General features: G+C 68.7%; 18 protein-coding genes and 1 tRNA gene. 8 read left to right on the plus strand and 11 right to left on the minus strand.

Annotated features, from left to right (window positions below; genetic code table 11):
- Positions 1-146 precede the first annotated feature (146 nt).
- The 9 genes from G5T42_RS11580 to G5T42_RS11620 all read right to left on the minus strand — a co-directional run bounded on the left by G5T42_RS11580 (position 147) and on the right by G5T42_RS11620 (position 12,320).
- Positions 147-2,861, minus strand: coding sequence for an alpha-mannosidase (locus G5T42_RS11580; RefSeq protein WP_165128672.1), 2,715 nt, complete (start codon positions 2,859-2,861; stop codon positions 147-149).
- Complete coding sequence (locus tag G5T42_RS11585) at positions 2,858-3,436, minus strand: SIS domain-containing protein (protein WP_165128674.1); 579 nt, start codon at positions 3,434-3,436, stop codon at positions 2,858-2,860. Before G5T42_RS11585 ends, G5T42_RS11580 begins: the two co-directional genes overlap by 4 nt.
- Entirely contained in the window at positions 3,429-4,412 is a 984-nt protein-coding gene (locus tag G5T42_RS11590; RefSeq protein WP_165128676.1) for an ROK family protein, read from the minus strand. The genes G5T42_RS11585 and G5T42_RS11590 overlap by 8 nt, the downstream gene beginning before the upstream one ends.
- Before the next feature lie 140 nt (positions 4,413-4,552).
- Positions 4,553-5,590, minus strand: a complete 1,038-nt coding sequence (locus tag G5T42_RS11595) for a LacI family DNA-binding transcriptional regulator (protein WP_241245793.1) — start codon at positions 5,588-5,590, stop codon at positions 4,553-4,555.
- Between the two features lie 20 nt (positions 5,591-5,610).
- The gene (locus G5T42_RS11600; RefSeq protein ID WP_165128680.1) at positions 5,611-7,452 is read right to left on the minus strand and encodes an MBL fold metallo-hydrolase; all 1,842 of its coding nucleotides are present in this window, start codon (positions 7,450-7,452) and stop codon (positions 5,611-5,613) included.
- Positions 7,449-9,230 (minus strand): hypothetical protein, encoded by a 1,782-nt coding sequence (locus G5T42_RS11605; protein WP_165128682.1) that lies wholly within the window; start codon positions 9,228-9,230, stop codon positions 7,449-7,451. The genes G5T42_RS11600 and G5T42_RS11605 overlap by 4 nt, the downstream gene beginning before the upstream one ends.
- An 81-nt stretch (positions 9,231-9,311) precedes the next feature.
- Positions 9,312-9,956 (minus strand): aspartate/glutamate racemase family protein, encoded by a 645-nt coding sequence (locus G5T42_RS11610; RefSeq protein WP_165128684.1) that lies wholly within the window; start codon positions 9,954-9,956, stop codon positions 9,312-9,314.
- 1 nt (position 9,957) lies between these two features.
- Complete coding sequence (locus G5T42_RS11615; protein WP_165128686.1) at positions 9,958-10,818, minus strand: hypothetical protein; 861 nt, start codon at positions 10,816-10,818, stop codon at positions 9,958-9,960.
- On the minus strand, positions 10,815-12,320 hold the full coding sequence (locus G5T42_RS11620; RefSeq protein WP_165128688.1) for an FGGY family carbohydrate kinase: 1,506 nt from the start codon (positions 12,318-12,320) through the stop codon (positions 10,815-10,817). Before G5T42_RS11620 ends, G5T42_RS11615 begins: the two co-directional genes overlap by 4 nt.
- A 41-nt stretch (positions 12,321-12,361) precedes the next feature.
- Here G5T42_RS11620 and G5T42_RS11625 point away from each other — a divergent pair, with 41 nt between their 5' ends.
- The 6 genes from G5T42_RS11625 (at position 12,362) to G5T42_RS11650 (ending at position 19,481) form a co-directional block, all read left to right on the plus strand.
- The gene (locus tag G5T42_RS11625) at positions 12,362-13,420 is read left to right on the plus strand and encodes a sugar ABC transporter permease (RefSeq protein WP_241245794.1); all 1,059 of its coding nucleotides are present in this window, start codon (positions 12,362-12,364) and stop codon (positions 13,418-13,420) included.
- 2 nt (positions 13,421-13,422) lie between these two features.
- On the plus strand, positions 13,423-14,355 hold the full coding sequence (locus G5T42_RS11630; RefSeq protein ID WP_165128690.1) for a carbohydrate ABC transporter permease: 933 nt from the start codon (positions 13,423-13,425) through the stop codon (positions 14,353-14,355).
- A gap of 243 nt (positions 14,356-14,598) precedes the next feature.
- A complete protein-coding gene (locus tag G5T42_RS11635; RefSeq protein ID WP_165128692.1) occupies positions 14,599-15,975 on the plus strand; it encodes an extracellular solute-binding protein in 1,377 nt (458 codons plus the stop codon).
- 272 nt (positions 15,976-16,247) lie between these two features.
- Complete coding sequence (locus G5T42_RS11640; RefSeq protein ID WP_165128694.1) at positions 16,248-18,350, plus strand: MDR family MFS transporter; 2,103 nt, start codon at positions 16,248-16,250, stop codon at positions 18,348-18,350.
- 46 nt (positions 18,351-18,396) lie between these two features.
- Positions 18,397-19,356, plus strand: a complete 960-nt coding sequence (locus G5T42_RS11645; RefSeq protein WP_165128696.1) for an NAD(P)-dependent alcohol dehydrogenase — start codon at positions 18,397-18,399, stop codon at positions 19,354-19,356.
- Between the two features lie 53 nt (positions 19,357-19,409).
- A tRNA-Arg gene (locus G5T42_RS11650) sits at positions 19,410-19,481 on the plus strand.
- A gap of 209 nt (positions 19,482-19,690) precedes the next feature.
- Here the strand turns inward: G5T42_RS11650 and G5T42_RS11655 are convergent.
- Positions 19,691-20,875: a site-specific integrase gene (locus G5T42_RS11655; protein ID WP_347103818.1), complete on the minus strand. Its 1,185-nt coding sequence runs from the start codon at positions 20,873-20,875 to the stop codon at positions 19,691-19,693.
- Between the two features lie 316 nt (positions 20,876-21,191).
- Between G5T42_RS11655 and G5T42_RS11660 the strand changes: the two genes are divergently transcribed.
- The gene (locus tag G5T42_RS11660; protein ID WP_165128698.1) at positions 21,192-22,280 is read left to right on the plus strand and encodes a hypothetical protein; all 1,089 of its coding nucleotides are present in this window, start codon (positions 21,192-21,194) and stop codon (positions 22,278-22,280) included.
- On the opposite strand, the gene G5T42_RS11665 is transcribed toward G5T42_RS11660, so the two are convergent.
- Positions 22,277-22,678 carry a (deoxy)nucleoside triphosphate pyrophosphohydrolase gene (locus tag G5T42_RS11665; protein ID WP_165128700.1) on the minus strand — a complete coding sequence of 134 codons (402 nt, stop codon included), beginning with the start codon at positions 22,676-22,678 and terminating at the stop codon, positions 22,277-22,279. The two genes, G5T42_RS11660 and G5T42_RS11665, sit on opposite strands and share 4 nt — an antisense overlap.
- Before the next feature lie 241 nt (positions 22,679-22,919).
- Here G5T42_RS11665 and G5T42_RS11670 point away from each other — a divergent pair, with 241 nt between their 5' ends.
- The gene (locus G5T42_RS11670) at positions 22,920-24,869 is read left to right on the plus strand and encodes a class I SAM-dependent DNA methyltransferase (protein WP_165128702.1); all 1,950 of its coding nucleotides are present in this window, start codon (positions 22,920-22,922) and stop codon (positions 24,867-24,869) included.
- The last annotated feature ends 12 nt before the right edge of the window (positions 24,870-24,881 follow it).

Genomic DNA, 24,881 nt, shown 5'->3' on the forward strand with positions numbered 1-24,881 from the left:
GAACCATGTTCCGGGGGAGAAGCGGTTCTCCCCGGGGGGTTGATCCGAGAAGCGTCTTGTGCAAGCGCTTCTCGGTCACGCGGGATGGCGCGGGGCCGGCGCCGGTCAGACTACGGAAGCACCGATGCCGAACGGCCAGCCGGCCGTCACTCCGGCTCCTCGCCGAGCGGCCATTCGAGCAGATCGACCTCGACGACCTCGGCCGACGGGTCGAGCGGCACCCGGAAGGTCCGCACCTGATGCGGGCGGAAGTCCGCGGCAATCTCGCGATCGACGATCGGAAGAGAGAGGCGAGCGGATGCCGCGCGCCCGCGCGTCTCGACCGCCCGCACGATCAGGTCGGCCGGCGCGTCGCCCGGCCGGTCCTCGCTGCCCTTGACCGCGGTGATCATGACCGCGTCCGCCCCGTCGGAGGCGAAACTGCGCCGCGGAGGAAGATCGCCCGAGTGGAAGGACTCGAGCTGTGCCCGCACCGGTGCGCCGAGCGCCGCGGCCCGGCGCGTGGGTTGCGCGGAGCGCCAGTCGCCGGCATGCGGCACGAGCTCGAGGCTGAAGCGCTGCACCCCCTGATCCTGGAACGAGTAGACGCCGTCGGGGTCGAGCAGGCGCGGGTCGTGCCATGAGTAGACGGGGGAGCGGACCGCCGTGATGCCGATGCTCGGTGTCCGCGCACCCGCGGCCGCGGCCGGGGAGACGTCCCACCCGTGCTTCGCCGTGCAGATCACCGTGAGCCCCGCCGCCTCGCCGTCGAGGCGCCCCGTGAGGTCGACCCACGACTGCGCCGGCTCTTCGGCTCCGTCGACAGGGCGCTCGATGGTGCCGTACGGAATCTCGTACGTCGCCGAAGGCTCGTCGAGGCCGACCGGGAACCGCAGCTTCAGAACGTGTGCGCGCTCGCGCCAGTCGAGCGTGACGTCGACGCGCAGCGCGGGCGCGTCGTGCGAGAGCAGATACTCCTCGGTCAGCCGGCTCGACCCCCACGAACGCTCGACGCGCACGCGGATGCGGAGCGGTCCCGTCTCGCGCACGACGATCCGGTCGACCCGCATCGCGAAGCCCGGCCACGCGTAGGAGACGACCCGGTGGCCCCACGTGTCGGTCGGGTCGTCGCACACGACCGTTCGCGGCTCACCGCGCGTCGCGCGGAGCGGATCCACGCCGGTGTGCTTGTCGAGGAGGGAGATGAGGTCGCCCGTGGCGGGGTCGAGCTCGGCGCGCAGGTGCGCGTTCTCGAACGTCGTGCCCGCGGCATCCGTCACCAGCTCCGTCTGCCGCGGCGCTGCCGGCCCCGGCAGCATGCGGTAGAGCGCGTAGCCGAGGGCCGGTACGTCGGCTCGGAAGGTCACGGCGCCCCGGCTCGTGTCGCCGGTGGTCGCGGTGGACTGCGTCGCCTGTGACAGCACTTCGGCGCCGTCGTGATCGACGACCCGTACACCGCGTGGCTGAGCGCCGTACTGCATGTCGACGTCGACCGAGACGTCCCACGGGTGCGGATTGAACACGACGATCGGCTGCGTCGCCGTGTCGACCGGGATGTCGATGCGCCGCGCGATGCGGTTGTGTGCGCGCGTCGTGATCCGCTTGGCGATCGCGACCGCTTCACCGAGTTGGTCTCGCGCGTCGTCGTACGACGGCTCGATCGCCGAGCCGGGAAGGATGTCGTGGAACTGGTTGAACAGCACCTGCTTCCACGCCCGCTCCAGGTCGTCCCGGGGGTACTCGTCCGCACCGAGTGCGACGTCGATGGCCGCCCAGCGCTCTGCGACGAGCACGGCGTGCTGCGCGCGGCGCTGCCATGCCTTGATGCCCGAGTGCGACGAGTAGCAGCCCGGAGCGTGATGCTGCAGGTCGTCGCGCCGCACGTTCAGGCCGTCGAGGAATGCGTCGCCGCGGGCCGTCATCTCGTCGAAGTACGCGCGTGGCGACGACATCGTCATCCTCCCGAAGCTGCCCATGCGGTCGTAGCGGTGGATCGACTCGATGTTGGCCTTCGTCGGGCCACCGCCGTGATTGCCGACTCCGTAGAACACCATCATCTCGCCGAGCGTGCGGTCGAGCTGGGCCAGCGACTTCTCGGTCTGCCCTGACACGTCTCCCGGCGGGCTGCAGTACTCGAAGGGGATGCGGTAGGCGAGCACCCGGGATCCGTCCGGCGACTCCCAGTTGAACAGGGTGTCTTGCAGGTCGCCCTCGTGCGGGCCGGGGCGAAGGAAGCAGTACGAGTCCATCCGCTGCCCGCGGAGGATCTGCGGCAGCATCGCGTTGTGCCCGAAGGGGTCGACGTTCATTCCGACGGTTGCGATCCGCCCGAACCGCGAGTGCAAGTAGCGCTGGCCGTACAGTCCTTGGCGAGCGAAGGACTCTCCCATCGGCATGTTGCAGTCCGGCTCGACCCACCAGCCGCCGACGTTCACCCAGCGGCCTTCGTCGACACGCTCGCGGATGCGCGCGAAGAGCGCCGGGTCCTGCTCCTCGACCCACGACAGGAGCACCACCTGGTCGCAGGTGAAGACGAAGTCAGGGTACTCGTCCATGCGGTCGAGGGCGCTCGCGAACGTGGCCCGCGCCTCCTGGTACCCCTCCTGCCACGGCCACAGCCACACCGGGTCGATGTGCGCGTTGCCGATCATGTGGAGAGTCCGATCGGCGGTCGCGAGGGGCCGCGGCACCGGCCGCAGGCCGCGCGGCTGCTCGCCGGAGGGTGCATTTGCGATCGGCGCCGCGGCGGTGTGGCCCGTGATCTGGGGCGCATCGGGTGAGACGCCCGAAGGATCGTCCGCGGCATCCGGAGCGGGAGATGCGGAATCCGCGGCGGCGGCGGGGTGGGTCGCGACTCCGGCGCGCTGAGCGGGATCGGTCATGCCAGGCGCTCTCCCGCTGCCCAGGCGTCGAGCATCTCCGACAGCGCGTGCAGGAGGAAGGTGTGCAGCTCCTGGATGCGCGGAGTCTCGGTCGACGGTGCGAGGAACGCGTGGTCGGCAAGAGCCAGAGCGGGACCGCCGTCGCCGCCGGCGAAAAGAAGCGTCGTCGCCTCGTTCGCGCGCGCGGCTTCGAGGGCCTTCACGACGTTGGGGGATCGACCGCTCGTCGTGAACGCGGCGACCACGTCCCCCGGCCGCGCGAGCGCCTCGACCTGGCGGGAGAACACGTCGTCGAACGAGTAGTCGTTCGCGATGCAGGTCGAGACCGTGGCATCCGTCGTCAGCGTCACCGCGCGAAGCGGGCGGCGGTCGCGCCGGTAGTGGCCGATCAGCTCACCGGTGAAGTGCTGCGCGTCGGCGGCACTGCCTCCGTTGCCCAGCGTGTAGACGGTGCCGCCGGCCTCGAGCGCCGCGATGAGCATCTCGCCCGCCGCGCGAACGTCGGGAAGGAGTCGCTGCGCATCCTGCGCAGTGCGGATGTGGGCCGCGAGTTGGGCGTCGAGCAGGTCAGACACGGGAGGAGCCTTCGCGGTCGAGTCGGAGGGACAGGTCGTGGCCGAGCGCTCCGGCACCGACGACGCACACGACGTCGCCGAGCGCCGCGAGGGTCACGGTCGCTGCGCGGGCGGCGGGGGGCATGGCGGTGCGGCGCACGATGTCGCGGACGGGCTCGAGAAGCATCGCCCCCGACCGGGTGACCCCGCCGCCGAGCACCACGACGTCGGGCTCGAACACGTTGACGAGGTCGGTGATCGCCTGGCCGAGCACTTCGACCGTCTCGGTCCACACGTCCGCGGCGAGAGGGTCGCCTGCGGCTGCCGCGGCTGCGACGTGCTCGGCACGCACCACCGGAAGGTCGCGCAGGGTGGACGCCCGGTCGTTTGAGGTGAGGAGGTCGGCCGCGCGGTCGGCGATGTTGGTGCCCGAGGCATAGGCCTCGAGGCATCCGTTCCTGCCGCATCCGCACAGCCGTCCGCCGGGGCGCACCGTGATGTGCCCGAACTCGCCGCCGTTGCCCGCGGCGCCGCGGTGCAGCCGGCCGGCGATGACCGCGCCTCCGCCGACGCCGGTCGAGAGCGTGAGGTACAGCGCGGTGTCGGCGCCCCGGGCCGCCCCGAAGCGGTGTTCCGCGAGCGCCGCCGCGGTCGCATCGTTCTCGAGGGCGGCCGGCACGCCGAACGTCTCGCGGGCGAGGTCGACGATCGGGATGTCGATCCATCCCGGGAGGTGGAGAGGACCGGTGAGCACGCCCGAGGCGGCGTCGAGCGGGCCGCCGCAGCTGATGCCCACGGCGACCGGCGAGCCGAGACCCGCGAGCTCGATACTGCGGCGACCCATGTCGAAGAGGTGCGCGATGACGGCGTCCGGCCCGCGCAGCTTGTCGGTCGGCTCGATGAGGAGCCCAAGCGTCTGCCCGCGCTCGTCAACCATGGCCACGGCAAGCTTGGTGCCGCCGATATCGAGCGCGAGAACGGGGTGCTGACTCGTCATGATCCTCCTCCGGTCCGCCCTGTCGCTTCAGGTTCGGTCGGGATGCCGCGGCATCCCCCGATGCGACCACACGGACGAGCGGCGGTGTGACATCGTTCCCACATCCTAATCACGGGCCCGCGGAGTCGCCAGAGAGCCGCTCACGAGCGAGGTGCGCTCGACATGGAATCGTTTCGATCGGCGGGCGTCGAGATCGATCCGCGGTCGAGGAAGCGGGTCGGCATGACGATGGTACGAACGGGAGCGTCCGGCGTGTCTAGGCGGTCGAGGAGCGCCCGCATCGCGGTGGCGCCGAGTGCTCCGGCATCCTGCACCTGGGTCGACACCCCCGGCTGCACCATGCTCATCCACGGCGCATCGTCGAAGCCCACCAGGCTGAGATCCTCGGGAATGCGGAGGGCGAGATCGTGCGCAGCGCGCCAGGTCCCCTCGGTCAGCACGTTGTTCGCCGCGAAGACCGCCGTCGGACGATCGCGCAGCGACAGCAGGCGCACCGCGGCGGCCGTGGCGTCCTCGGCATCCCATCCGGCCCGGACGATGAGGGCGTCGTCGCGCCGTATGCGCCCCGCGGCGAGCGCGTCGAGGTACCCGCGAAGACGCTCGTCGCCCGTGGTCCACTCCGTCTCATCGATCACGAGGGCGATGCGACGGTGCCCGGCGCGCAGCAGGCGCGTCGTGATGTCGCGCGCGGCGACACGGTTGTCGACGACGACGGCGTCGGTCGTCTCGGCGTCGAAGCGCCGATCCACCTCGATGAGCGGCACGCCGATGCGCCGCAGGAACCGGCTGAGCTCCGCCGACACCGGGGTGGCGATCACGCCCGACACGCGCGACGAGACGAGGGTCTCGGCCGCCTCGAGCTCGTCCTCCGGATCGCCGTGCAGGTCGACGATGACGAGCGTCCGACCGTGCGCGCGCGCTTCTTCGACGACCCCCGAGGCGAGCTCGGCGTAGAACGTGTTGCGAAGGTCGGACACGAGGATGCCGACCGATCGGCTTGTCCGCTGCTTGAGGCTGCGCGCCGTGACGTCGACCACATAGCCGAGCTCCTTCGCCGCTGCCCGCACGCGCTCGCGGACCTCGGGCGCGGCGTACCCGTTGCCCGAGAGGGCGCGTGACGCCGTGGACCGGGACACTCCGGCGGCATCCGCGACGTCGCGGATGGTCGCGCGCGTCACAGGAGGGCGCGAGGGCTGGGTCATTCCGGCCCCGCCACGTCGACGAGGGCGTCGGCGTGCTGACCGAGAAGCAGATCGTCGATGCGCACATCGACGGCGAGACGCTGTCGTCGCCCCGGCGACATAGGCGTCACGGTCAGCGGCACGGTGGACTCCTCGCCTGGATCGAGAGGGATGACGAGCTCCGTCTCGGACGTCCGCCAGCCTAGCGGGACGACCGGCCGGATCACCGCCGTGGCTCGAGCCGGAAGCGGATTGCGCACCTGAACGGCGTAGTCGACCGTCTCGCCCGTGCGTGCCCGCGCCCGTGCGGGCATGATGCGGGCGACCTGGCCGTCGGCGGGGATCGCGAGCTCGTCGATCGGCAGCAGACGGCGATGCAGCTCGTCGACGAGCCGGCCCGCCTCCTCGAGGTGCGCGAGGTACGCGTCATCCACCCATCGCGGCTCCCAGTGACCGCTTGCCATGAGGCCCGGCGCGATGCGGCGGTACAGTGCGGCGCTGCGTGAATAGTCTCCGAGCGCGAACAGATTGCGGTACTGGTAGTTCAAGACGTCCCGCCGCCCGTCGCGCCCGCCGAGTCCCTCCTGCTGGTCGCCCGTGAACACGACAGTGACGCCGTCGACGACCATCTCGTAGGCGACTGCGTAGAGCGTGTGACCCGGCTGCGCGTGCGGCGTGATCGTGTACTCGTTCCAGGTGAAGGGCTCACCGAGCGGCAGCACGCGGTCGGCGACGATCGGGTCGTACCACTGGCACGGAAGGTCCTCGCGCCACGGGTCGGCCATCGTCGGCGCGACGTTCTCAGGGATCCACAGCTCCGCCCCCTCGACGTCGCGCAGCAGCGGCATCCCGGCGATGTGGTCGTCGTGGTAGTGCGTCGGGATCGCCACGGTGATGCGGCTCACCCCGTAATCGCGGCGCAGTGCGGGGAGCGAGGCGAGCCACGGGCGGCGCGCCGATCGATCCTGGCCTGGCACGAGGCCTGTGGTCATGTCATAGCCGTAGTCGATGAGCAGCGCCTCGCCGCTCTCGGACAGCAGCACGTACGAGCACGAGAGCGACGTGCGGTTGAGCAGGAGGTGGGGCGTGAGCGACACGAAGGGGTCGTCGAGCCTGGCCTGCAGGTCCCAGGGGTACGAGCGCCGGGAGTCGACGTACTCCTGCATCGCGCCGGCGAGCGCCAGGAGAGGACCGGATGCCTCGTCCATCACGTCGCCGTGCGAGGGTGCGAGTCGATCGATTCGCTCTGCCGCCAGCATCCGGCAGCTCAGCACGGTCATCGCCGGGCCCTCGGTCTCGGTGTACGACCACTGCGTCGCCGCGAGCGACCACACCCGACCGGGGGAGTGGATGAGGTCGCCCGTGAACGCGATCACCTCCTCATCGCGCTCGAGCAGGTACGACACCGACCCGATCGTGTGGCCCGGAGTGGGGAGCACCCGCAGCCTCACGCCGGCGAGCTCGAGGTCCCGGTACTCCGGCACGACGTCGTGGACCGGCACCGAGGAGAGCAGCGAGAACCGGTCCTGGCGCAGGTTGTAGTCGTTGTCGAGCTGCCGTCGCTCCCACATCTCCTCGACGCGGTCGAAGAGCTCGCGCTCGACGGGCGGCACGTGGATGCGCGCGCCGTGCGCGACGGCGAGCGGCAGTCCCTGCGCCTGGTCGCGGTGGTGATGCGTCATCACGACATCGGTGATGCGACGGATGCCGAGTCCGCCGAGCTCGTCGACCGCCGCGCCCGCGCCGAAGTCCACCGCCACGGCATCCCGCTCGCCCGCCGGCGCATCGGGGTCGACGATGAGGTAGACGCTGCACGTGTCGGCGACCCGCCAGACGCCGCGCGCGATCTCGGTCGTCATCCGATGTTCTTCCGGTAGTCGGCCCACGTGCGGCCGATCGCCGCGAGGTGCTGCGCGTCGATCGGCTCGTCGCCCTCGCCCACCCGTTCGAGGTAGTAGAGCGCCGGCACGCCGAAGCGCGTCTGCGCGTGGGCGTACTCGAGCCACTCGTCGCGGTTGGGCATGGGCCACTGGTCGGTGTCGACCGGGTGGCCGGGCAGGGTCGTCGCGACGATCTCCTGGCGGGCGCGCAGCTGCGCGGCCACGGGGACGGGGCGGCCCGCGACGTCGTGCTCGAGAACGTCGTTCGTGCGCACCATGTCGGTCACGTCGGCGAAAGAGGGGTGCACGGTGTGCGTGACGACCAGCGCGTCGGGCTTGATGCGATGCGCCGCGCTGTGCAGGCGCCCGACGAGGCGGTGGAGGGCGGCGATGCCCCACACGCCGTCGCTGTCGGGCGCCGAGCGGAGCGTGTGCCCGCTCGGTGCGTGCTGCGTGAAGTCGACCTTGAAGCCGTCGGCATCGATCCCGTCGGCGGAGAGGAGTCGCTCCACAATCGCGTCGAGTCGTGCGAGGTAGGCCGGACTCCCCGGATCTGCGGCGACCGGCCGGCCCGCGGCATCCGTGATGCATTCGTCTGCGGGCAGGCCCGCCGGATCCCAGGCCTTGAACCACAGCAGCACGCGCCGTCCCTCGGCGTGCCGCTCCGCGATCCATCCCCGCAGGTCGGGCCACGCGTCGAGGTCGGGCTCGGCGGTGCCGTACCGGGCCTGCCACCGGTCGTCGACGACGATCGTTCCGGGACTGAGTGACGCGCGCGCGAGCCGCTCCAGGAATTCGTCGTAGATCGACTGGCGGCAGAGGTCCGGGGCGGGGGCGCCGCCGCGCGCGACCTGCGCACCCCATCCGCAGAAGATCGGCTGCAGCCACCAGGGCACGATCGCAGGGGAGGCCGCCGGTGCGTTGCCGGTGGCGACGAGGTCGGCGCGATGCGCCTGCAGGGCGGCCGCGGGGGAGTCCACGGGACGGATGACGAGGGTCGGCGACCGCCAGGTGCCCTCGACGTGCGTGTGACCCTCGTACGCCAGCCGAACGAGCGCGCCGCCGTCGACGGGGTCGAACCGCATCGTCGTGAAGCGGAGGGCTTCGACCGGCGACCGCAGCCACGCCCCGAGCCACGGGCCCTCGCCGGGGATGAGGGCGTCGTCGGCGGGCGTGCGCCCGAACGCGAGCGCCAGGGGAGGGGGCGAGAACACCCCGTTGAGGCGGCCGGGGTCGGCATCGCCGACGACTCCGAGGGATGCCGCCGACCAGATGGGCCGGACGAACGCGATCGGCTCGGTCGGGCTCGGCACATAGAGCGAGTGGGCGTCGAACCCGGAGCGGAAGATGCCGGCCGCTCCGGTGGGCAGGACTCCGTCTCCGCCGAGCAGCGTGACGTCGGTCAGGTCGCCCTCGCCGACCGCTTCCAGCGTGATCTCGATCGAATCGGCCGTGCACCGCACCTCGAACGAGCGCGCCTGCCACGCGGGGGACTCGGTGCGCACGACGATCACGACCGCATCGGCCTCGTGCCGCACCTCCGGTGCATGCAGCACCATCGCCTCGTCGCGGGCGCTTCGCGTGTGGACGCTCGACAGCGCGCAGAGCTTCATCCACGGCAGATCGTCGGCGTCTGCGATGTCGAGATACGGCGAGAGCGGGACGCCCTCCGGGCCACCGAGCCAGGAGAGCGAGTACCCCGTGCCGCGGACCGTGTGACGATCCCCGACGACCATGAGCGAAGGACTCTGGCTCATCGGACCAGTCTATGTGACAACGTTCCCAGACGCTTCTCCCGCCACGCATTCCGAGCGGATCCGCACCGTGGCGCGGCCGGCTCAGGAGCCGGCGCTCAGTCCGGCGACGAATGCCGCCGACCCCGAGCGGGGCGAGGTGAGAACACGGCTGTCGTCGCCGGCTCCCGTCGCCATGGAGGCCTGCGCGAGCACGATCGCCTCGACGTCGCGTGCCTCGGCGATCGCCTCGGCGATGAGCCGGTCGTGCACCGCCTGATCCCCACGTGCGCGGGCATCCGCGGCGCCGACCACGAGATGCGCCGTCACTTCGACAGCCTTCCCGTGGGCGGACGCCTCGACGAGCCGGGTCGTCGGGCCGAGGGTCGCCTCGAGCGTCGCGAGCACGAGCACGCGTCCACCGCCCCGCGAGGCGCGGGTGACCGCCTCCGCCCCCATCGCGGCATCCACCCGCACGACCGGGACGCCCGCGCGTGAGCCCGCCTCGACAGCCGCCTCTCCGATCGACGAGCACGTCACGAGCACGGAGGTCGCGCCGCTCCTCGCGAGGCCGCGGAGGTGGTCTGCGACCGCGGCGATCAGTGCATCGTCGACGCCACGCTCGATCGCGCCGGCGAGCAGCGCGGGATCGGTGGTGTGGACCACGTCGAGGCCGGGGTCGAGCTCGGTCAGCAGGGAGTGGAAAACCGGAACGAGGCCGGGAACGGTGTGCAGCGCTCCGACGCGCATGTCAGGCGTCCCTCCACGGGCGGGCGGACTCGTCGACGATGTCGCACAGCACCCGCAGCCGATCGGCTGCGCGCGTGCGCAGATCGTCGCGCAGCGCACGGCTGCCCACGAGGTCGCTCCACAGCGCACGGCCGGCGAGAAAGCCGCTCGCACCCTCGAGGCACGCCGCGCGCACGGCATCCGCGAACCGCTCCCTCTCGACCCCCTGCGAGAGCACCACCCATGGGCCCGTCATGCAGTCTTCGAGTGCGGCGCTCGCCGTCCGCTGCGCACGCTCGTCGCCCATGCCCGCAAGGGGCACTTGCGCCTTGTACAGATCCGGGTGGAGTGCCGACAGCTCGCGCGCCGCCTCGCGGATCGCTTCGTCGGCGTCGAAGCCGGTCTCTCCCGGGGCGGCTCGCACGACCGGTTCGAGCACCGAGAGCAGACCCCTCTCGCGCGCGGCCTCGATGAACCGCGCCGCGAGCTGTACCCGCGCCTCGCGCCGGTCGTCGCGCCGCCAGATGAGCAGCAGCTTGAGCGCCACGACCTGATCGGGGATCCCCTCGAGCGCCGACTCGTCGAGGGAGGTGTCTTCGACCGGTCCGCCGCTCGCCTGTTCGAGTGCGTCGACGGCGAGGATGAGTCCCGTGGATGCCGGGAGCTCGGCGCGCACGGCTTCGAAGCCGTACTGGCGGTCGGCGAGGAATCCGGACGCGAGCGGACCGAGCTCCGCGGCGACCGCTACCTTGAAGGCGATCAGCGCGTCGTCGTCGGGTCGCCCGTCCCCGGCGAGGTCGAACATGTGCCGCAGGCTCTCACGCTGATCCATCGCCACCATGGCGAAGGCTCCGGACGGGCGCGCGATGGCATCGAGGCTCATGGGGTGTCTCCTTTCGGGGCTGCGGCGGGCGCGGCCCGGTCCGCGAGCGCGGTGGCGACGAAGCGCCGGAAGATGCGGTCGAGGTGGGCTCGAGGCGCCGGCGCGACCGGCTCCCGCGGAAGCGCCACGTCGTCGGCGAGGACGCCGGCGCGCACTCCGGCGATGAGCGCCGCGCCCGCCGCGACTGGTTCGGACACGGTGCACCGGAGCGTCGTCGTCGTGCCCGCTGCGGCCGCCGTCAGGCTCGCCCACACCGGGATGCGCTGCGCGAGCGACCCGAGGAGAGTGACGGTGGATGCCGCGTCCCCCGCGAGGGCGTCGGTGGTCTCACGCATCCACCGGGCGTGGCAGACGAGCGACTGCAGGAGACTCCGGACGCGGTCGTCGGTCGTGTCGGTGGAACCCGGGAAGATGCGCAGTGCCGCGTCCGGCCGGGGAGCCGGGCACTGGCGCCCCGACGGATAGGGGAGCACCATGCCTGCGGCGGGAGTCCACGTTTCGGCGTCGAGCTCGGCGAGCCGCGCGTGGACGCGGTCGTCTGGATGCTGTTGGTCCCACTGCGCCAGCAGCGCCCCGCACGCGGGACTGCCGCCCAGGATCGTCGAGGCCGCACCGTCGATCGTGCGCCCGACCGCGAAACCGGCGGCGACCGCGCCGCGCCGGTCCGCGGCATCCGTCACCCGGACGACAGCCTCGGCCGTCCCGAGCGAGTCCGCCGCCTCGCCGGGCGCGCGCACCCCGGCGGCCCACGCTCCGACGATGTGGTCGTGACCGGCGACGGTGACCGGGATTCCGGCAGGCAGCCCGAAAGCGAGCGCCGACGTCGACGTCCGAGGCAGCGCCGCGCCCGGAGTGCGGAGTTCGGGAAGAACGGAGGGATGGATGCCGAGAAAGGCCAGCACCTCGGCATCCCAAACCTCGCCACGGCCTCCGGCCATCATCGTGCGGCCCGCGAGGGTGTGGTCGGTCGTGCGCACTCCGGTCAGCGCGTGGGTGAGGAGGTCGGCGGCTCCGGCCCAGTGACGCATGCGGGCGAAGGCCTGCGGCTGCTCGCTGCGAAGCGCCGTCAGGGCGACGGCGGCCGGCTTGGTGGTCGCCGGCACGCCGGTGTCGGTCGCGAGATCGGGAAAGGACGAAAGTAGAGCGTCGAGGTGCGCGCGGTCGACGTGCGCGTCCCAGCGCACGAGGCCGGTGAGCGGCAGCCCGGCATGGTCGATGGCCGCTCCGCTCTCGGCCATGGCGGCGATGCCGACGGCCGCGATCGGTCCGTCGGCATGCTCCGCGCACGCACGCGTCACCTCGGTCGCTCCGGCGAGGAGGCCCGGCACATCACGCGCCGAGACGCGGTGGGCGACGTGCCTCAGGACGGGTTCGCGCGCGGAGGAGATCTCGACGAGCGCGGCCTTGGTGGAGGTGCTGCCGAGGTCGATTCCGATGAGCGCGGTCGCTCTCGACCCATCGCCCAGCGAGGGCGCTGTTCCACCGCTTGGTCTCGTCGTCAAGCCTGTTGCCACTTCTTTTGGGCGCACTTATAGTCGCGCTTGTGGCAACGATGCCACATCCCGACTCCAGAGAGGACCACGATCGTGCGCCGCTCCCGAACAAGGACGTGCAGGACATGAGCGTCGACAGCGATGTCGCGGCCGACGCGGTGGCGGCGGAGGGATCTGGGCGCAAGCGCCGCGTGAAGAAGGTCCGCGTGAAGCAGGAGTACAACCGGCGCGAGGTGCTCACGGCTTACGCGTTCATCTCGCCGTGGATCATCGGCTTCCTCGTCTTCACCGCGGGCGCCATGATCTACAGCCTGGTCATCTCGTTCAGCCGCTATCAGCTCGCGACCGGCGCTATGCGTCCAATCGGACTGGCCAACTACGAGGGGCTCTTCCAGGACCCCAAGGTCATGACGTCGCTCGGGAACACCCTGTTCTACGCCGTGCTGGCGGTGCCCCTCGAGATCACGTTCGCGCTCTTCCTCGCGTTGCTCCTCGACCGCGTCACCCGCGGCGCAGGCGTTTTCCGGACGCTCTACTACCTTCCCAAGATGACCCCGGCGGTCGCCACGGCGGCGGTGTTCTTCCTCCTCCTCAACGGCAACCAGGGGGCGATCAACAAGGGACTCGCAGCCATCGGCATCCAGGGTCCGCAGTGGCTGCTGGACCCGAACTGGGTCAAGCCCTCGATCGTGATCATGACCCTGTGGGGCGTGAGCGGCACGATGGTGATCTTCCTCGCGGCGCTCAAGAACGTCCCGCGGGACCTCTACGAGGTGGCGCAGATCGACGGCGCCGGCCCGGTGCGCCGCTTCTTCTCCATCACGCTGCCGATGATCTCGGGAGCGCTGTTCTTCAACATCATCGTGCTCACGATCGCCGCGCTGCAGACATTCGATCAGGCCTACCTGCTCTTCTATCGAGATCAGGTGCAGGGAGCTTCGGATGCCTCGCTCTTCTACGCCGTCTACCTGTTCCAGCAGGCGTTCCGGCAGTTCAACTTCGGCTTCGCCGCGGCGATGGCATGGCTGATCTTCGTGATCATCATGGTCATCTCGCTCGTGCAGGTGAAGCTCGGCAACCGATTCGTCTACTACGAGAACGAGCGTTGATCATGGCCATCGACACCCGCACCCCACCTCCCCAGACGTCGGCCGCCGAACCGGAGGAGACGGTCGATCCCCGTCGGCGTCGCTCGTGGCGCGCCGGCGCCGTGATCTTCGGCATCCTCAAGTGGGCTCTCCTCGTCGGCTTCGCGATGCTGTTCCTCTACCCGCTGGTATGGCTCCTCGCCGCGAGCCTCAAGCCGCGCGGTCAGGTGTTCGACAACCGGCTGATCCCGCTCACCTTCCAGCCCGAGAACTACGTGAAGGTGTGGGACGAGCTGCCCCTGCTCGCCTGGGTCGGTAACAGCCTCCTCATCGCGATCCTGGCGGCAGGCTTCGTCACCATCTCGAGCTCGCTCGTCGCGTGGGGATTCGCCCACTTCCGGTTCCCGGGCCGGAACATCCTGTTCGGAGTGGTGCTCGCCACCATGATGCTTCCCGGCGCGGTCACACTCGTTCCGCAGTACCTCATCTGGAACAACCTCGGTCTCGTGGGGACGAACGTGCCGCTCTGGGGGATGAATCTCTTCGGCTCGGCGTTCTACATCTTCCTTCAGCGCCAGTTCTTCCTGGGACTCCCGCGGGAGATCTTCGAGGCGGCCAGGGTCGACGGCGTGAGTCAGTGGGGCATGTTCTGGCGCATGGTCTTCCCGCTGTCGATCCCGTCGTTCATCATCGTGTTCCTGTTCGAGTTCCAGGCGAGCTGGAACAACCTGCAGGCCGCCCTCATCTACCTGAACGCGGGATCGGCCGAGGGCTACACGGTGCCTCTCGGCATCGCGTCGGCCATGACCAAGTACAGCCCGACCAACGGAGGGCACGGCGACTATCAGTACGTGATGGTGGCAGCGCTCGTCGTCACCCTGCCGATGCTGCTCCTGTTCGCCTTCGGCCAGCGCTACTTCGTCGAGGGCGTCGCCACGCAAGGTCGCAAGGGGTGAGCCGGCCACCGCGACACGAGAGCGGAGAACCGCTTCTCCTGAGAACGTTCCCAGAGAAAGGCCCTTGGCAGGTGCAAGGTTCGTGCGCAATTCTGCGGAATGGCAAGAAGAGAGGGTGGCGGTTGTCGTAGCGATGACCACTGCTCTATCGTCCGAAATGTGGGAAGGTTCTCACAATTGCATCGCCCGAGGCGAGTTCGCAGCTGAGCACGCCATCGGATCACAGCTCCGAGAGGAAGTTCGATGAAGAAGACCAGGTACGCACTGATGGCCGTCGCGGCCGCCGTGTCGCTCGTCACCCTCACCGCATGCGGCGGCGGAGGCGGGGGAGCGGCGGGCGGCGGCGACCTCTCGAAGGATTACAGCGGCGACCTCGCCGTGTGGGGCTTCGAGAACGCCGACGAGGTCGGCACGTCGCGGATGGACGTCGCCGAGAAGGTCGTCGGCGAGAACGACGTGAAGGTCAAGGTCGACGCATCGGCGTTCGATGCGCAGAAGTTCACCACCCGCGCCGCCAGCGGCAAGATCAGCGACGTCGTCCAGATGGATCGGCAGTTCGTGGCCACCTACGCCGCCCAGGGCCTCATCATGCCGCTGGACAAGTGCTTCGACCTGTACGGCGTCGACCCGAAGTCGTACTGGTATCCGCAAGTGATCGATGACGTGACCTACGACGGCGAGGTGTATGCGGTGCCGCAGTTCTACCAGCCGCCGGCCCTTCTGCTCAACGAGCGAGTCATGCAGCAGGCCGGCGTCACCGACGAGCAGCTCGACACCTCCAACCCCGACGCACTCCTCGAAGCGATCAAGAAGATGACCGTTCTGGACGGCCAGAACCCCACGCGACTGGGCTTCGATCCGCAGGGCGTCTCGAAGGCCGGACTGTGGATGCTGAGCTTCGGCGGTCAGACGATCGACAAGGACGGCAAGCCCGCCCTTGACGACCCGAACAACGCCAAGGCGGTCGAGTTCCTGAAGGAGATCTACGACGCGCAGGGCGGCTACGCCAACGTCAAGAGCTTCGTCGACTCGTTCGACGTGTTCGGTGACAACAACTCCTACGTCGCCGACCAGGTGGGCGCCGCGGTGTTCGACCAGTGGTACGTGAACGTGCTCACGCCGTACGCCGAGAAGGTGCAGATCGGCGCTGTGCCGCTCAAGACCCAGGACGGCGACCCGTTCACGGTCGCGAGCGGAACCTCCTTCGTGATCCCCACCTCGGCGAAGAACCCCTCTGCGGCCTGCGCGTACGCGCTCGCCCTCACGTCGAAGGACGCGTGGGAGGCTGCGGGCAAGGCGCGCGATGAGACGACGAAGGCCGACGCCTCGCGCTTCGGCATCAACGCCGGTCTGTTCACGGGCTCACCCGAGAACGACCAGTCGATCCGCGAGCAGTACGTCAAGGCGACCGATTTCCCGGGCTTCGACCAGGCGATCAACACCTATTACGACGTCACCGCGAGCGGCAAGTCGTTCGGCTCGTCTCCGGCCGGCCAGCAGATCCAGACGGAGCTGCAGAACGCGGTCACCTCGGCGCTCCTCGGCGAGAAGACCGCCGAAGAAGCGCTGAAGGGCGCTCAGGAAGCGGCCACGCGGGCCTACAACCAGGCTGCAGGCTGACCTGAATCCGACGGCGGGCGGTCCCCTCGGGGCCGCCCGCCGTCGCATGCGACCCCGGCGCGGGGCCGGAGACATCGCCGCACGGGTCGGGCCCCCGGCATCCTGATCCCGTCCGAACCGTCCCACGCCCCCTCGCCGTGACCGCGGGGTTTACGATGAGCCGAGACTGACGACGCCGGAGTCGCCGAGCCAGAACGAGCACCTCTTCGGGAGAATTCATGTCGGACGTCGCCGCCTCGCGAACGAGCCCATCGCCGAGCACCGATCCGGTGATGACGCACCGGATGATCCTGTTCGTGATCTTCGGCCTGATGGCCGGCATGTTCCTGTCGGCCCTCGACCAGACGATCGTCGGCACCGCCATCCGCACGATCGGCGACGATCTGCACGGACTCAGTCAGCAGGCGTGGGTCACGACGGCGTACCTCATCACCTCCACGATCTCGACGCCGATCTACGGCAAGCTCTCCGACATCTTCGGCCGTCGGCCGCTGTTCATCTTCGCGATCGTCGTGTTCATCATCGGGTCGATCCTCGCGTCGTTCTCGACCTCGATGCTCGAGCTCGCGGCCTTCCGCGCGATCCAGGGACTCGGAGCCGGCGGTCTTATGTCGATGCCGCTCGCGATCATGGGCGACATCCTCGCCCCGCGCGAGCGCGCCAAGTACCAGGGCTACTTCCTAGCGGTCTTCGGCATCTCGAGCCTGCTCGGCCCCCTCATCGGCGGCCTCTTCGCCGGCGCCGACCAGATCCTCGGCATCGACGGATGGCGCTGGGTCTTCCTCATCAACGTGCCGATCGGCATCTTCGCTCTCGCCATCGTGCTGCGCTTCCTGCACATTCCGAGGCATCCACGTCATTCCGTCCGCATCGACTGGTTCGGGGCCGCATTCGTCATCACGGCGCTCGTGCCGCTGCTGCTCGTTGCCGAGCAGGGACGCGAGTGGGGCTGGGGCTCGCCGATCTCGCTCCTCTGCTACGCGATCGGCGCCATCGGCATCGTCGCGTTCATCGTCACCGAGATCCGGATGAAGGATGACGCGCTCATCCCGCTGAAGCTCTTCCGCTCGCCGACCTTCTCGATGGCGACCGTCATCGGCGTCTTCGTCGGCTTCGGCATGTTCGGCGCGATGCTCACCATCCCGCTGTACCTGCAGCTCGTCCTCGGATCGACGCCCACCGAGAGCGGCCTGCAGATGCTGCCGATGATCCTCGGCCTCATGATTGCCTCGATCGGCAGCGGCCAGATCATCGCCCGCACGGGCCGGTACCGGATGTTCCCAATTCTCGGCACCGCCCTCATGACGGTGGCGTTCTGGTGGCTGACGCACCTGCAGTACAACGGGTCGTACTGGTTCATGGCCGGCGCGATGCTCCTCCTCGGGCTCGGCCTCGGGCAGCTCATGCAGACGCTCACGATCGCGAGCCAGAACTCCGTGGGCCTGCGCGACATGGGCGTCGCGACGAGCGCCTCGACCTTCTTCCGCCAGATCGGCGGAACCCTCGGCACCGCCGTGCTGCTCTCGCTCATGTTCGCCGTCATGCCGGCGAACATCCAGACCTCCTTCGCCGACGAAGACACCCTCACCTCGGCGCTCGATGCGGCGTTCGATCCGGACGTCGCGAACGATCCGGCGAACGCCGAGATCATGGACAAGATCTACACGCCGATCGTCTCCGGCATCACCGGTGCGACGACGGCTCAGGTGCAAGCCGGGCTTTCAGAGGCGACGGATGCCGCGGTCCAGGCCGTCGCCGAACAGGTCGCCGATGGCACGATCCCCGCCTCTGCGCAGGAAGCAGCGACCACCGCGGCCGTGGCGCAGGCGCAGGCCGCCGCGACCGAGAAGATCCAGCAGCAGGTGCCCGTAGCCCGGGTCGCCGAGGACGGCACGGTGACCCTCGACTTCTCGGATCCCGAGCAGCGCGCGGCGTTCGTCGCATCCGTCGTCCCCACGATCCAGGACCAGTTCGCCGAGGGTGACGACGATTCGGCGACGGATGACTCGGCCATCAACGACACCTCATTCCTGCTCGGAGCCGACCCGGCCCTCACCAAGCCGATGCTCGTCGCCTTCAACGCCTCGGCCGTCACGGTGTACTGGGTCGCGATGTGGGTCGTGCTCGTCGCCTTCATCCTGTCGCTGTTCTTCCGCACGCCGCCGCTGCGCGACAAGTCGGCGCTGCAGGAGGCCGTGGACGACCAGGCGGCGCTCGAGGCGCAGCGGGCGGCCAACGAGATGGGGGCGCTCGTCGAGCCCAACGCCTCGCACACCGAGGAGCTCGCCGTGGTCGGCGTCGGCGGTCCGCCGCAGACCCGGCGCGAGGCCCGCGCTGCCCGCGAGGCGGCGGAGCGCGACTCGGCCGAGCCCTAGCCACGGCGGTCTGAACTCACGGCGCGATGTGGCCGAGACTTGACCCGTGAGAGCTGTCGTCTACGACCGGTACGGAGGCCCTGACGAGCTGCGCCTGGAAGACGTCCCGGTTCCCGTGCCCAGGGCCGGTCAGGTGCTGGTAGAAGTCGTCGCGACGTCGATCAACCTGAGCGACTGGGAGAGCCTGACCGGCAGACCGGCCTACGCGCGCATGGGCGGGTTGACCGCGCCTCGCCGGCACGTCCTCGGCTCCGACATCGCCGGGCGCGTCGCCGCCGTCGGGCCTGGAGTGTTGGCCTTCCGCGTCGGCGACGAGGTCTACGGCGACAACCTGCAGCTCATGGGCGGCTTCGCCGAGTACGCCGTAGCCCCCGCCTCCGCGCTCGCGCCGAAGCCCGCGGGACTTTCGTTCGCCGAGGCATCCACGATTCCGCAGTCGGGCGCCATCGCGCTGCAGGCCGTCGCGCGGGTGAAGCCGGGGGAACGGATGCTGATCAACGGCGCCGGCGGTGGTTCCGGGTCGTTCGCGATGCAGCTCGCGAAGGCCGCCGGCGTGCACGTGACGGGCGTCGACAACGCCGCAAAGCTCGCGTTTGTGCGGGAGCTCGGCGCGGACGAGGTCATCGACTATCGCGCTCAGGACTTCACGCGCACCGGCCCGTACGACCTGATCGTCGACTTCGTCGCGAGCAGGTCGGTGTTCGCCTACCGCCGTGCTCTCGCGCGGGGCGGTCGCTACTTCATGGTCGGCGGCACGACCCGCACCATCTTCCGCCTCCTGACCCTCGGAACGCTGGTCGGCGCCGTTACCGGCACACGACTCGGCCTCCTGGTGGTGCAGGAGGGGCCTTCGCACTTCACGCCGCTGGCCGACCGCATTCTCGCCGGCGAGGTCAGCGTTCACATCGACAGCGTTCACCCTCTCGAGGCGGTGCCGCATGCGCTCGCGCACCACGGCGAGGGTCGCGCTCTCGGCAAAGTCGTCGTGGCGGTGCGCCCCGAGTAGGCCGCGCCGGAGGCCGGGGGATCCGACGCCGAGCCCTAGACTGGATGCCGCCAGCCTCTGTAGCTCAATGGAAGAGCAGTTCCGTCCTAAGGAAACGGTTGGGGGTTCGAGTCCCTCCAGGGGCACAGTCTCTTTTTGCCTCTGACCAGAAATTTTTTCTGTGGTCTGACCACGCAGAACGCGCTTTTGCCCGCTTTTTGCCCGCATACTGAAAATTCGGTGAGCCGAAAATAGCCGTCCGCAACGGGCTGCGCGCGACGTCTGAGAGCGCCAAAATCGAGCGTTTCGGGCGAAATCTGCCTCGTCGAGAAACTGAGCAATCTGCTCTCGGCGGTCACTGAGGTCGCGCGTGGCGCGTCTGCGGACCCGACGGCAGCGCGACCAGCGGCATCTGGTCGTTCAGCCGCGTCGCGACGGCATCCAGATCGTCGTCGAAGAGGTCGGCGTAGGTGTCCAGCGTCATCGCTGCGGACGCGTGCCCGAGCATCCGCTGCACGGCCTTCACGTTCGCGCCCGAGCTGATCGCGAGCGACGCGGCCGTGTGTCGAAGGTCGTGAGGAGTGAGTCGAGGGATCGATGGATCGAACTCCTGGGCGCGCCGCACGGCGTTCGCGAACCATCCCTTGCTGCCCGAGTTGCGCATGTGATTGACCCCGTCGCCGAACAACAGACCCTCCGGACCCTTGCCGGCGCACGCCTGGTCGATCATCGGCGCGAGACGCTCGGGGTACGGGACCGAGCGCTTCTCGTGCGTCTTCGGCGTGCCGACGTGGATCTCGTACGCGATCATCACCGCGTTCTCTTCGATGACGAAGCGCCGGCGGAGCCGGTTCACGCTGCGCACCCGCAGCCCGGTCGCCTCGCCCCACCGGAGCCCGGTGTACGCCAACGTGAGGACAAGCGTCGGATACGCCGAGCACGCCGCCAGCGTCGCGACCTGGTCATGCGAGAGGTAGACGCGACGCTTGCCTGGGCCGCGCCGAGGAAGACTGCGCACGTTACGGGCCGGATTGCTGGCAAGGCGACGGTCGTCGATGGCAACGTCGAGGATGCCAGCGAGGACTCCTAGCGCTCGAAGAACGACCGTGCGCGACTTTTGCATCGCAAGGTCCGACACCCAGTCCTGGACTTCCGCGCGCCGGATCGACGAGATCTCTCTGTCGGCCCACACCGGCTCGACATGGTTCTTCCACGCCCGCTCGAGCGTCATGTAGTAGGACGGCTTCGACATCGGCGGCTGCTTGGACCGCAGCCAGCTGTCCGCGAACATCCGAACCGGAACCCGTGACGAGGATGGGTCGATGTACTCGCCCTTCGACTTCGACACCGTGACCATCGAGAGGTACAGCTTCGCCTCGCGCATCGTCGTGAAGCCACGCTTCTCCGCCTCAGTGCGATCCGGCTTGCGATAGCGGACGCGGTAGCGTCGACCCTTCGCCGATTCGTACGGCGTGATGCTGCCCATCTCGACCTCCGCTCGTGCCGGCTCGACGGTCAGTATCGGGCCAGTGTCGGACACTGTCCGGCGGTCGTCAACGCGGTCGATCACCGATGTGGATAGATGTCGGAAGACGTCCTCAACTGGCGTTGGGTTGGAGGAGCGCCTCCCTCCGACGCCGAGAGTGTAGCGATCGGTCGCGTCTCCGTTCTCGCCGCTCACTCCTTGCAGACTCCGCGCTGGCGCGCGTCCCTTAGCAGCCGTTCGCCGACGAGCACTGCGCCGCGCCCGAGCGCTGAACTGGCGGATGTCGGAGGACAGCTGAACTTGATCATTCCGGCAGCCGCAGTAGTAGTGGCGCCCATGGATCTCAGTAAGGGACCGATACGCTCGCGCAATGGAACCTGTAACCCCGGCGACGCTCGCGCTGGACTTCGGGGTATCACAGAAGCGTGTCCGCGACGTCCTCCGGTCACTGTACGGCACACTCCCCGACGATGCCACGAGGTGGGTGCTTGACGATCTCCAGGCGCTCGAAGTTCGCTCCCGACTCCCGACAGTGTCCGACGAGTCGGAATGGGCGCTCGAGATTGGAGATCGGGTCCGTCGTCGCGCGATCCATCGCCGGTACGGTGGTCGCCACCAAGGCGGAATAACCACATCGACGAAGACGCGCGACATCTTCATCTTTACTGACCCCGCCCGCGGCGCACGATACGGGTACGACCTGCTCGAGGGGCTGCGGCCGGACGGTTCGTTCGCCTACACAGGCCAGGGCCCCTCGGGAAATCAGGAGTTCATTGACGGAAACAAGGCGCTCTTAGAGTCAGCCGACGAAGGGCGCATAATCCGCCTCTTCAACGCGAAGTCCCCCTACGCTACATACGTGGGCGCCTTCACGACGGGTGATCCAGTGTGCGAGCTCCACATGATTCCCGGTGAGGACAAGGTTCTCCGGCGGGCAATTGTTTTCAACCTCGTGCCTCTCGACGCGAACCCGATCCTTCTGGCACCGAACCGCAGCAAACTGCGGATGCTCAAACCTCAGATCGGCCCGTGGAATCCGCCGGACGCGTCGGACATGAAGCTCGTCGTCGATGGCACGCAACTCCCGCCGGGTGACAGAGTAGTGTCGCGGGTCGAATTTCAGCTGCAGGCTGATTTTGGTCGATGGCTGGAAGGCCGCGGCACCCCTGCGAGCCGCCTGCGGCTGCCCGTCGGCGGGACCATTATCGAGCCAGATATGTATGTCGAGGCCGAAGGTTGGGTGGTCGAGGCGAAGAAGTCAACCGGACGCGAGTACGTTCGTATGGCAATCGGCCAAGTACTCGACTACGCGCACAACGCCCGAGAACTCGCTACGGAGGTCTCTCCGATGATCCTTCTGCCCGGGCGGTCGGAGCCAGACTTGCAGGAGCTCTCTGCAGACCTTGGGATAACAGTCGCCGCGCGCGACGGCGACTCGTTTGAGCTGCTCCACCCCTAGCCGGGGGTGCCCTGCGCAACGATCATTCGCACTGAGGGAATGTCAGCCGGCGCCCAATCAAGCGATTCGAGATCTCGCGCCGGCAGCCAGCGCACGTCGGCATGCTCGGTCAGCTTGGGAGCGCCAGACTTCAATGTGCACCAGAACGTAGTCAGTGTGACGTCACCGAAGTCATAGGCGTGCGTGGTCGTCGTCAACTCCGCGCCCACGTCGACCGTGCAACCGAGCTCTTCCGCGATTTCGCGCTCAAGCGCCTGCCGAGCCGTCTCGCCGGGTTCGATCTTGCCGCCCGGAAACTCCCATCTGCCGGGCAGGCTTCCGAGCGGGCCTCGTTGCGCGCACAGCACCGCGCCATCGCGGACCATCACGGCGCCGACCACCTTGATCTGCTTGCCCACGGGCTGCCCTTCGACTGCACATCCCGCACGCCCGTGCAGCGGGCGGAATCTGCGCCAGTCTAGATCCGCCAATCGCGATAACACCGCGGGTGAGCACCGCGCGCCGAGGTTGAGTGCGTCTGCTCGTGCCGGCGGTGCGCAGGGGAGTCGCTGCTGGAGAGCCGCGTGCGATGGGCCAGGATGGGAGAGTTCGCGGCGTCGCTGCCGCTTGTTCGTTGCCCTATAGCAGGAGTGCCCACCTGTGGTGAATCACGTCGCCTTCATCTGGAACATCGCCGAGTCCCTTCGCGGCCCGTTCAAACCCTCGGAGTACGGGTCGGTCGTCCTGCCATTCACGGTGCTCCGCCGCCTCGACGCCGTCCTCGCCGACACGAAGCCCGCCGTGCTGGAGGCGGCCAAGGGAATCGCGTCACTTCCCGAGATGCTGCAGACGATCAAGCTGACCGAGGCGTCGAGGCACCAGTTCTACAACACCTCCCCGTTCGACTTCTCCAAGCTCGTCGCCGACCCCGCCGACCTCCGCGCGAACCTCTCCTCGTACCTGGCGGGGTTCTCCCCGAACGTGCGGGACATCTTCGAGCGGTTCGAGTTCGACAAGACGATGAACAAGCTGGCGGAGAAGAACAAGCTGTTCGCGGTGACGGAAAAGTTCGCGCAGGCCGACTTCCACCCTCGCACGGTCAGCAACATCCAGATGGGCCTGGTCTTCGAGGAGCTCATCCGGTTCGCGAACGAGAAGTCGAACGAGACCGCAGGTGACCACTACACGCCGCGCGAGGTCATCAAGCTCATGGTCGAGCTGCTGTTCGCGCTCGACGACGACGCGCTGTCCAAGTCGGGTGTGGTTCGGTCCATCTACGATCCCACCGCGGGCACGGGCGGCATGCTCTCGGTCGCAGACGAGTACCTCCACACCCTGAACCCGAGCATCCAGCTCAGCCTGTACGGGCAGGACTACAACGACGCTTCCTACGCGATCTGTAAGGCCGACATGGTCATCAAGGGCCAGGACGTCGACAACATCGCCCTCGGCGACACCCTCACTGAAGATGCCTTCGACGACAGGAAGTTCGATTACGGCCTGTCCAATCCGCCCTTCGGAGTCGACTGGAAGGACCAGCGCACCTACGTCGACGACGAACACACCAAGCTCGGCTTCAACGGCCGCTTCGGCCCCGGCACCCCAGCCGTCAGCGACGGCGCGATGCTGTTCCTTCTGCACCTGGTGTCGAAAATGCGTAGACCCGAAGACGGCGGCTCCCGCATGGCGATTGTCCTCAACGGGTCTCCGCTGTTCTCCGGCGGCGCCGGCGGTGGTGAGTCGAACATCCGCAAGTGGCTGCTCGAGCGCGACCTCGTCGAGGCGATCATCGGACTGCCGAGGGACATGTTCTACAACACCGGCATCTCCACCTACATCTGGGTTCTCACCAACCGCAAAGACGCGAACCGCAGGGGCCGGGTGCAGCTCATCGACGGCCGTGAGATGTTCACCAAGCTCCGCAAGGGCCTCGGGTCCAAGCGCAACGAATTCTCCCCGAAGAACATCGAGACCATCGTCGGCCTCTACGCCGGATTCGAGGACGGCGAGCACTCGAAGATCTTCCGCAACGAGGACTTCCTCTACCGCACCATCACCGTCGAGCGCCCCCTCAAACTCAACTGGCGCGCCACCCCCGAACGCATCGACACCGTCTTCGAGGCGAAGGCGATCCAGAAGCTGAATGAGACGGATGCCGCGGCCCTGCGCGTCGCCCTCGGCCGCCTCGGCACCGACATGGTGTGGACCAACCGTGCCGAGTTCCAGAAGGTGCTGAAGGATGCCGCGAAGGCCGAAGGCCTCACCCTCCCCGCACCGCTGCTCAAGACCGTGACGATGGAGCTCGGTGAACAGGACGACACGGCCGACACCTGCATCGACGCGAAAGGCAACCCGGAACCGGACGCCTCGCTTCGCGACACGGAGAACGTGCCGTGGGATGAGGATGTCGACGCCTACGTCGCCAGGGAGGTGCTTCCGTACTCACCCGATGCATGGGTCGACCGCTCGAAGACTAAAGAAGGGGCGGAGATCCCCTTCACCCGCCACTTCTACCAGTACGTCCCTCCGCGCCCGCTCGAAGAGATCGACCGCGACCTCGACGTCGTCATGGAGCAACTCCGCGCAATGCTCGTCGAGGTCGAACGGTGAATCGCAGAGCCC

Origin of the sequence: Microbacterium sp. 4R-513 (assembly GCF_011046485.1) — a bacterium.
In the GTDB taxonomy this organism is placed as follows: Bacteria; Actinomycetota; Actinomycetes; order Actinomycetales; family Microbacteriaceae; genus Microbacterium.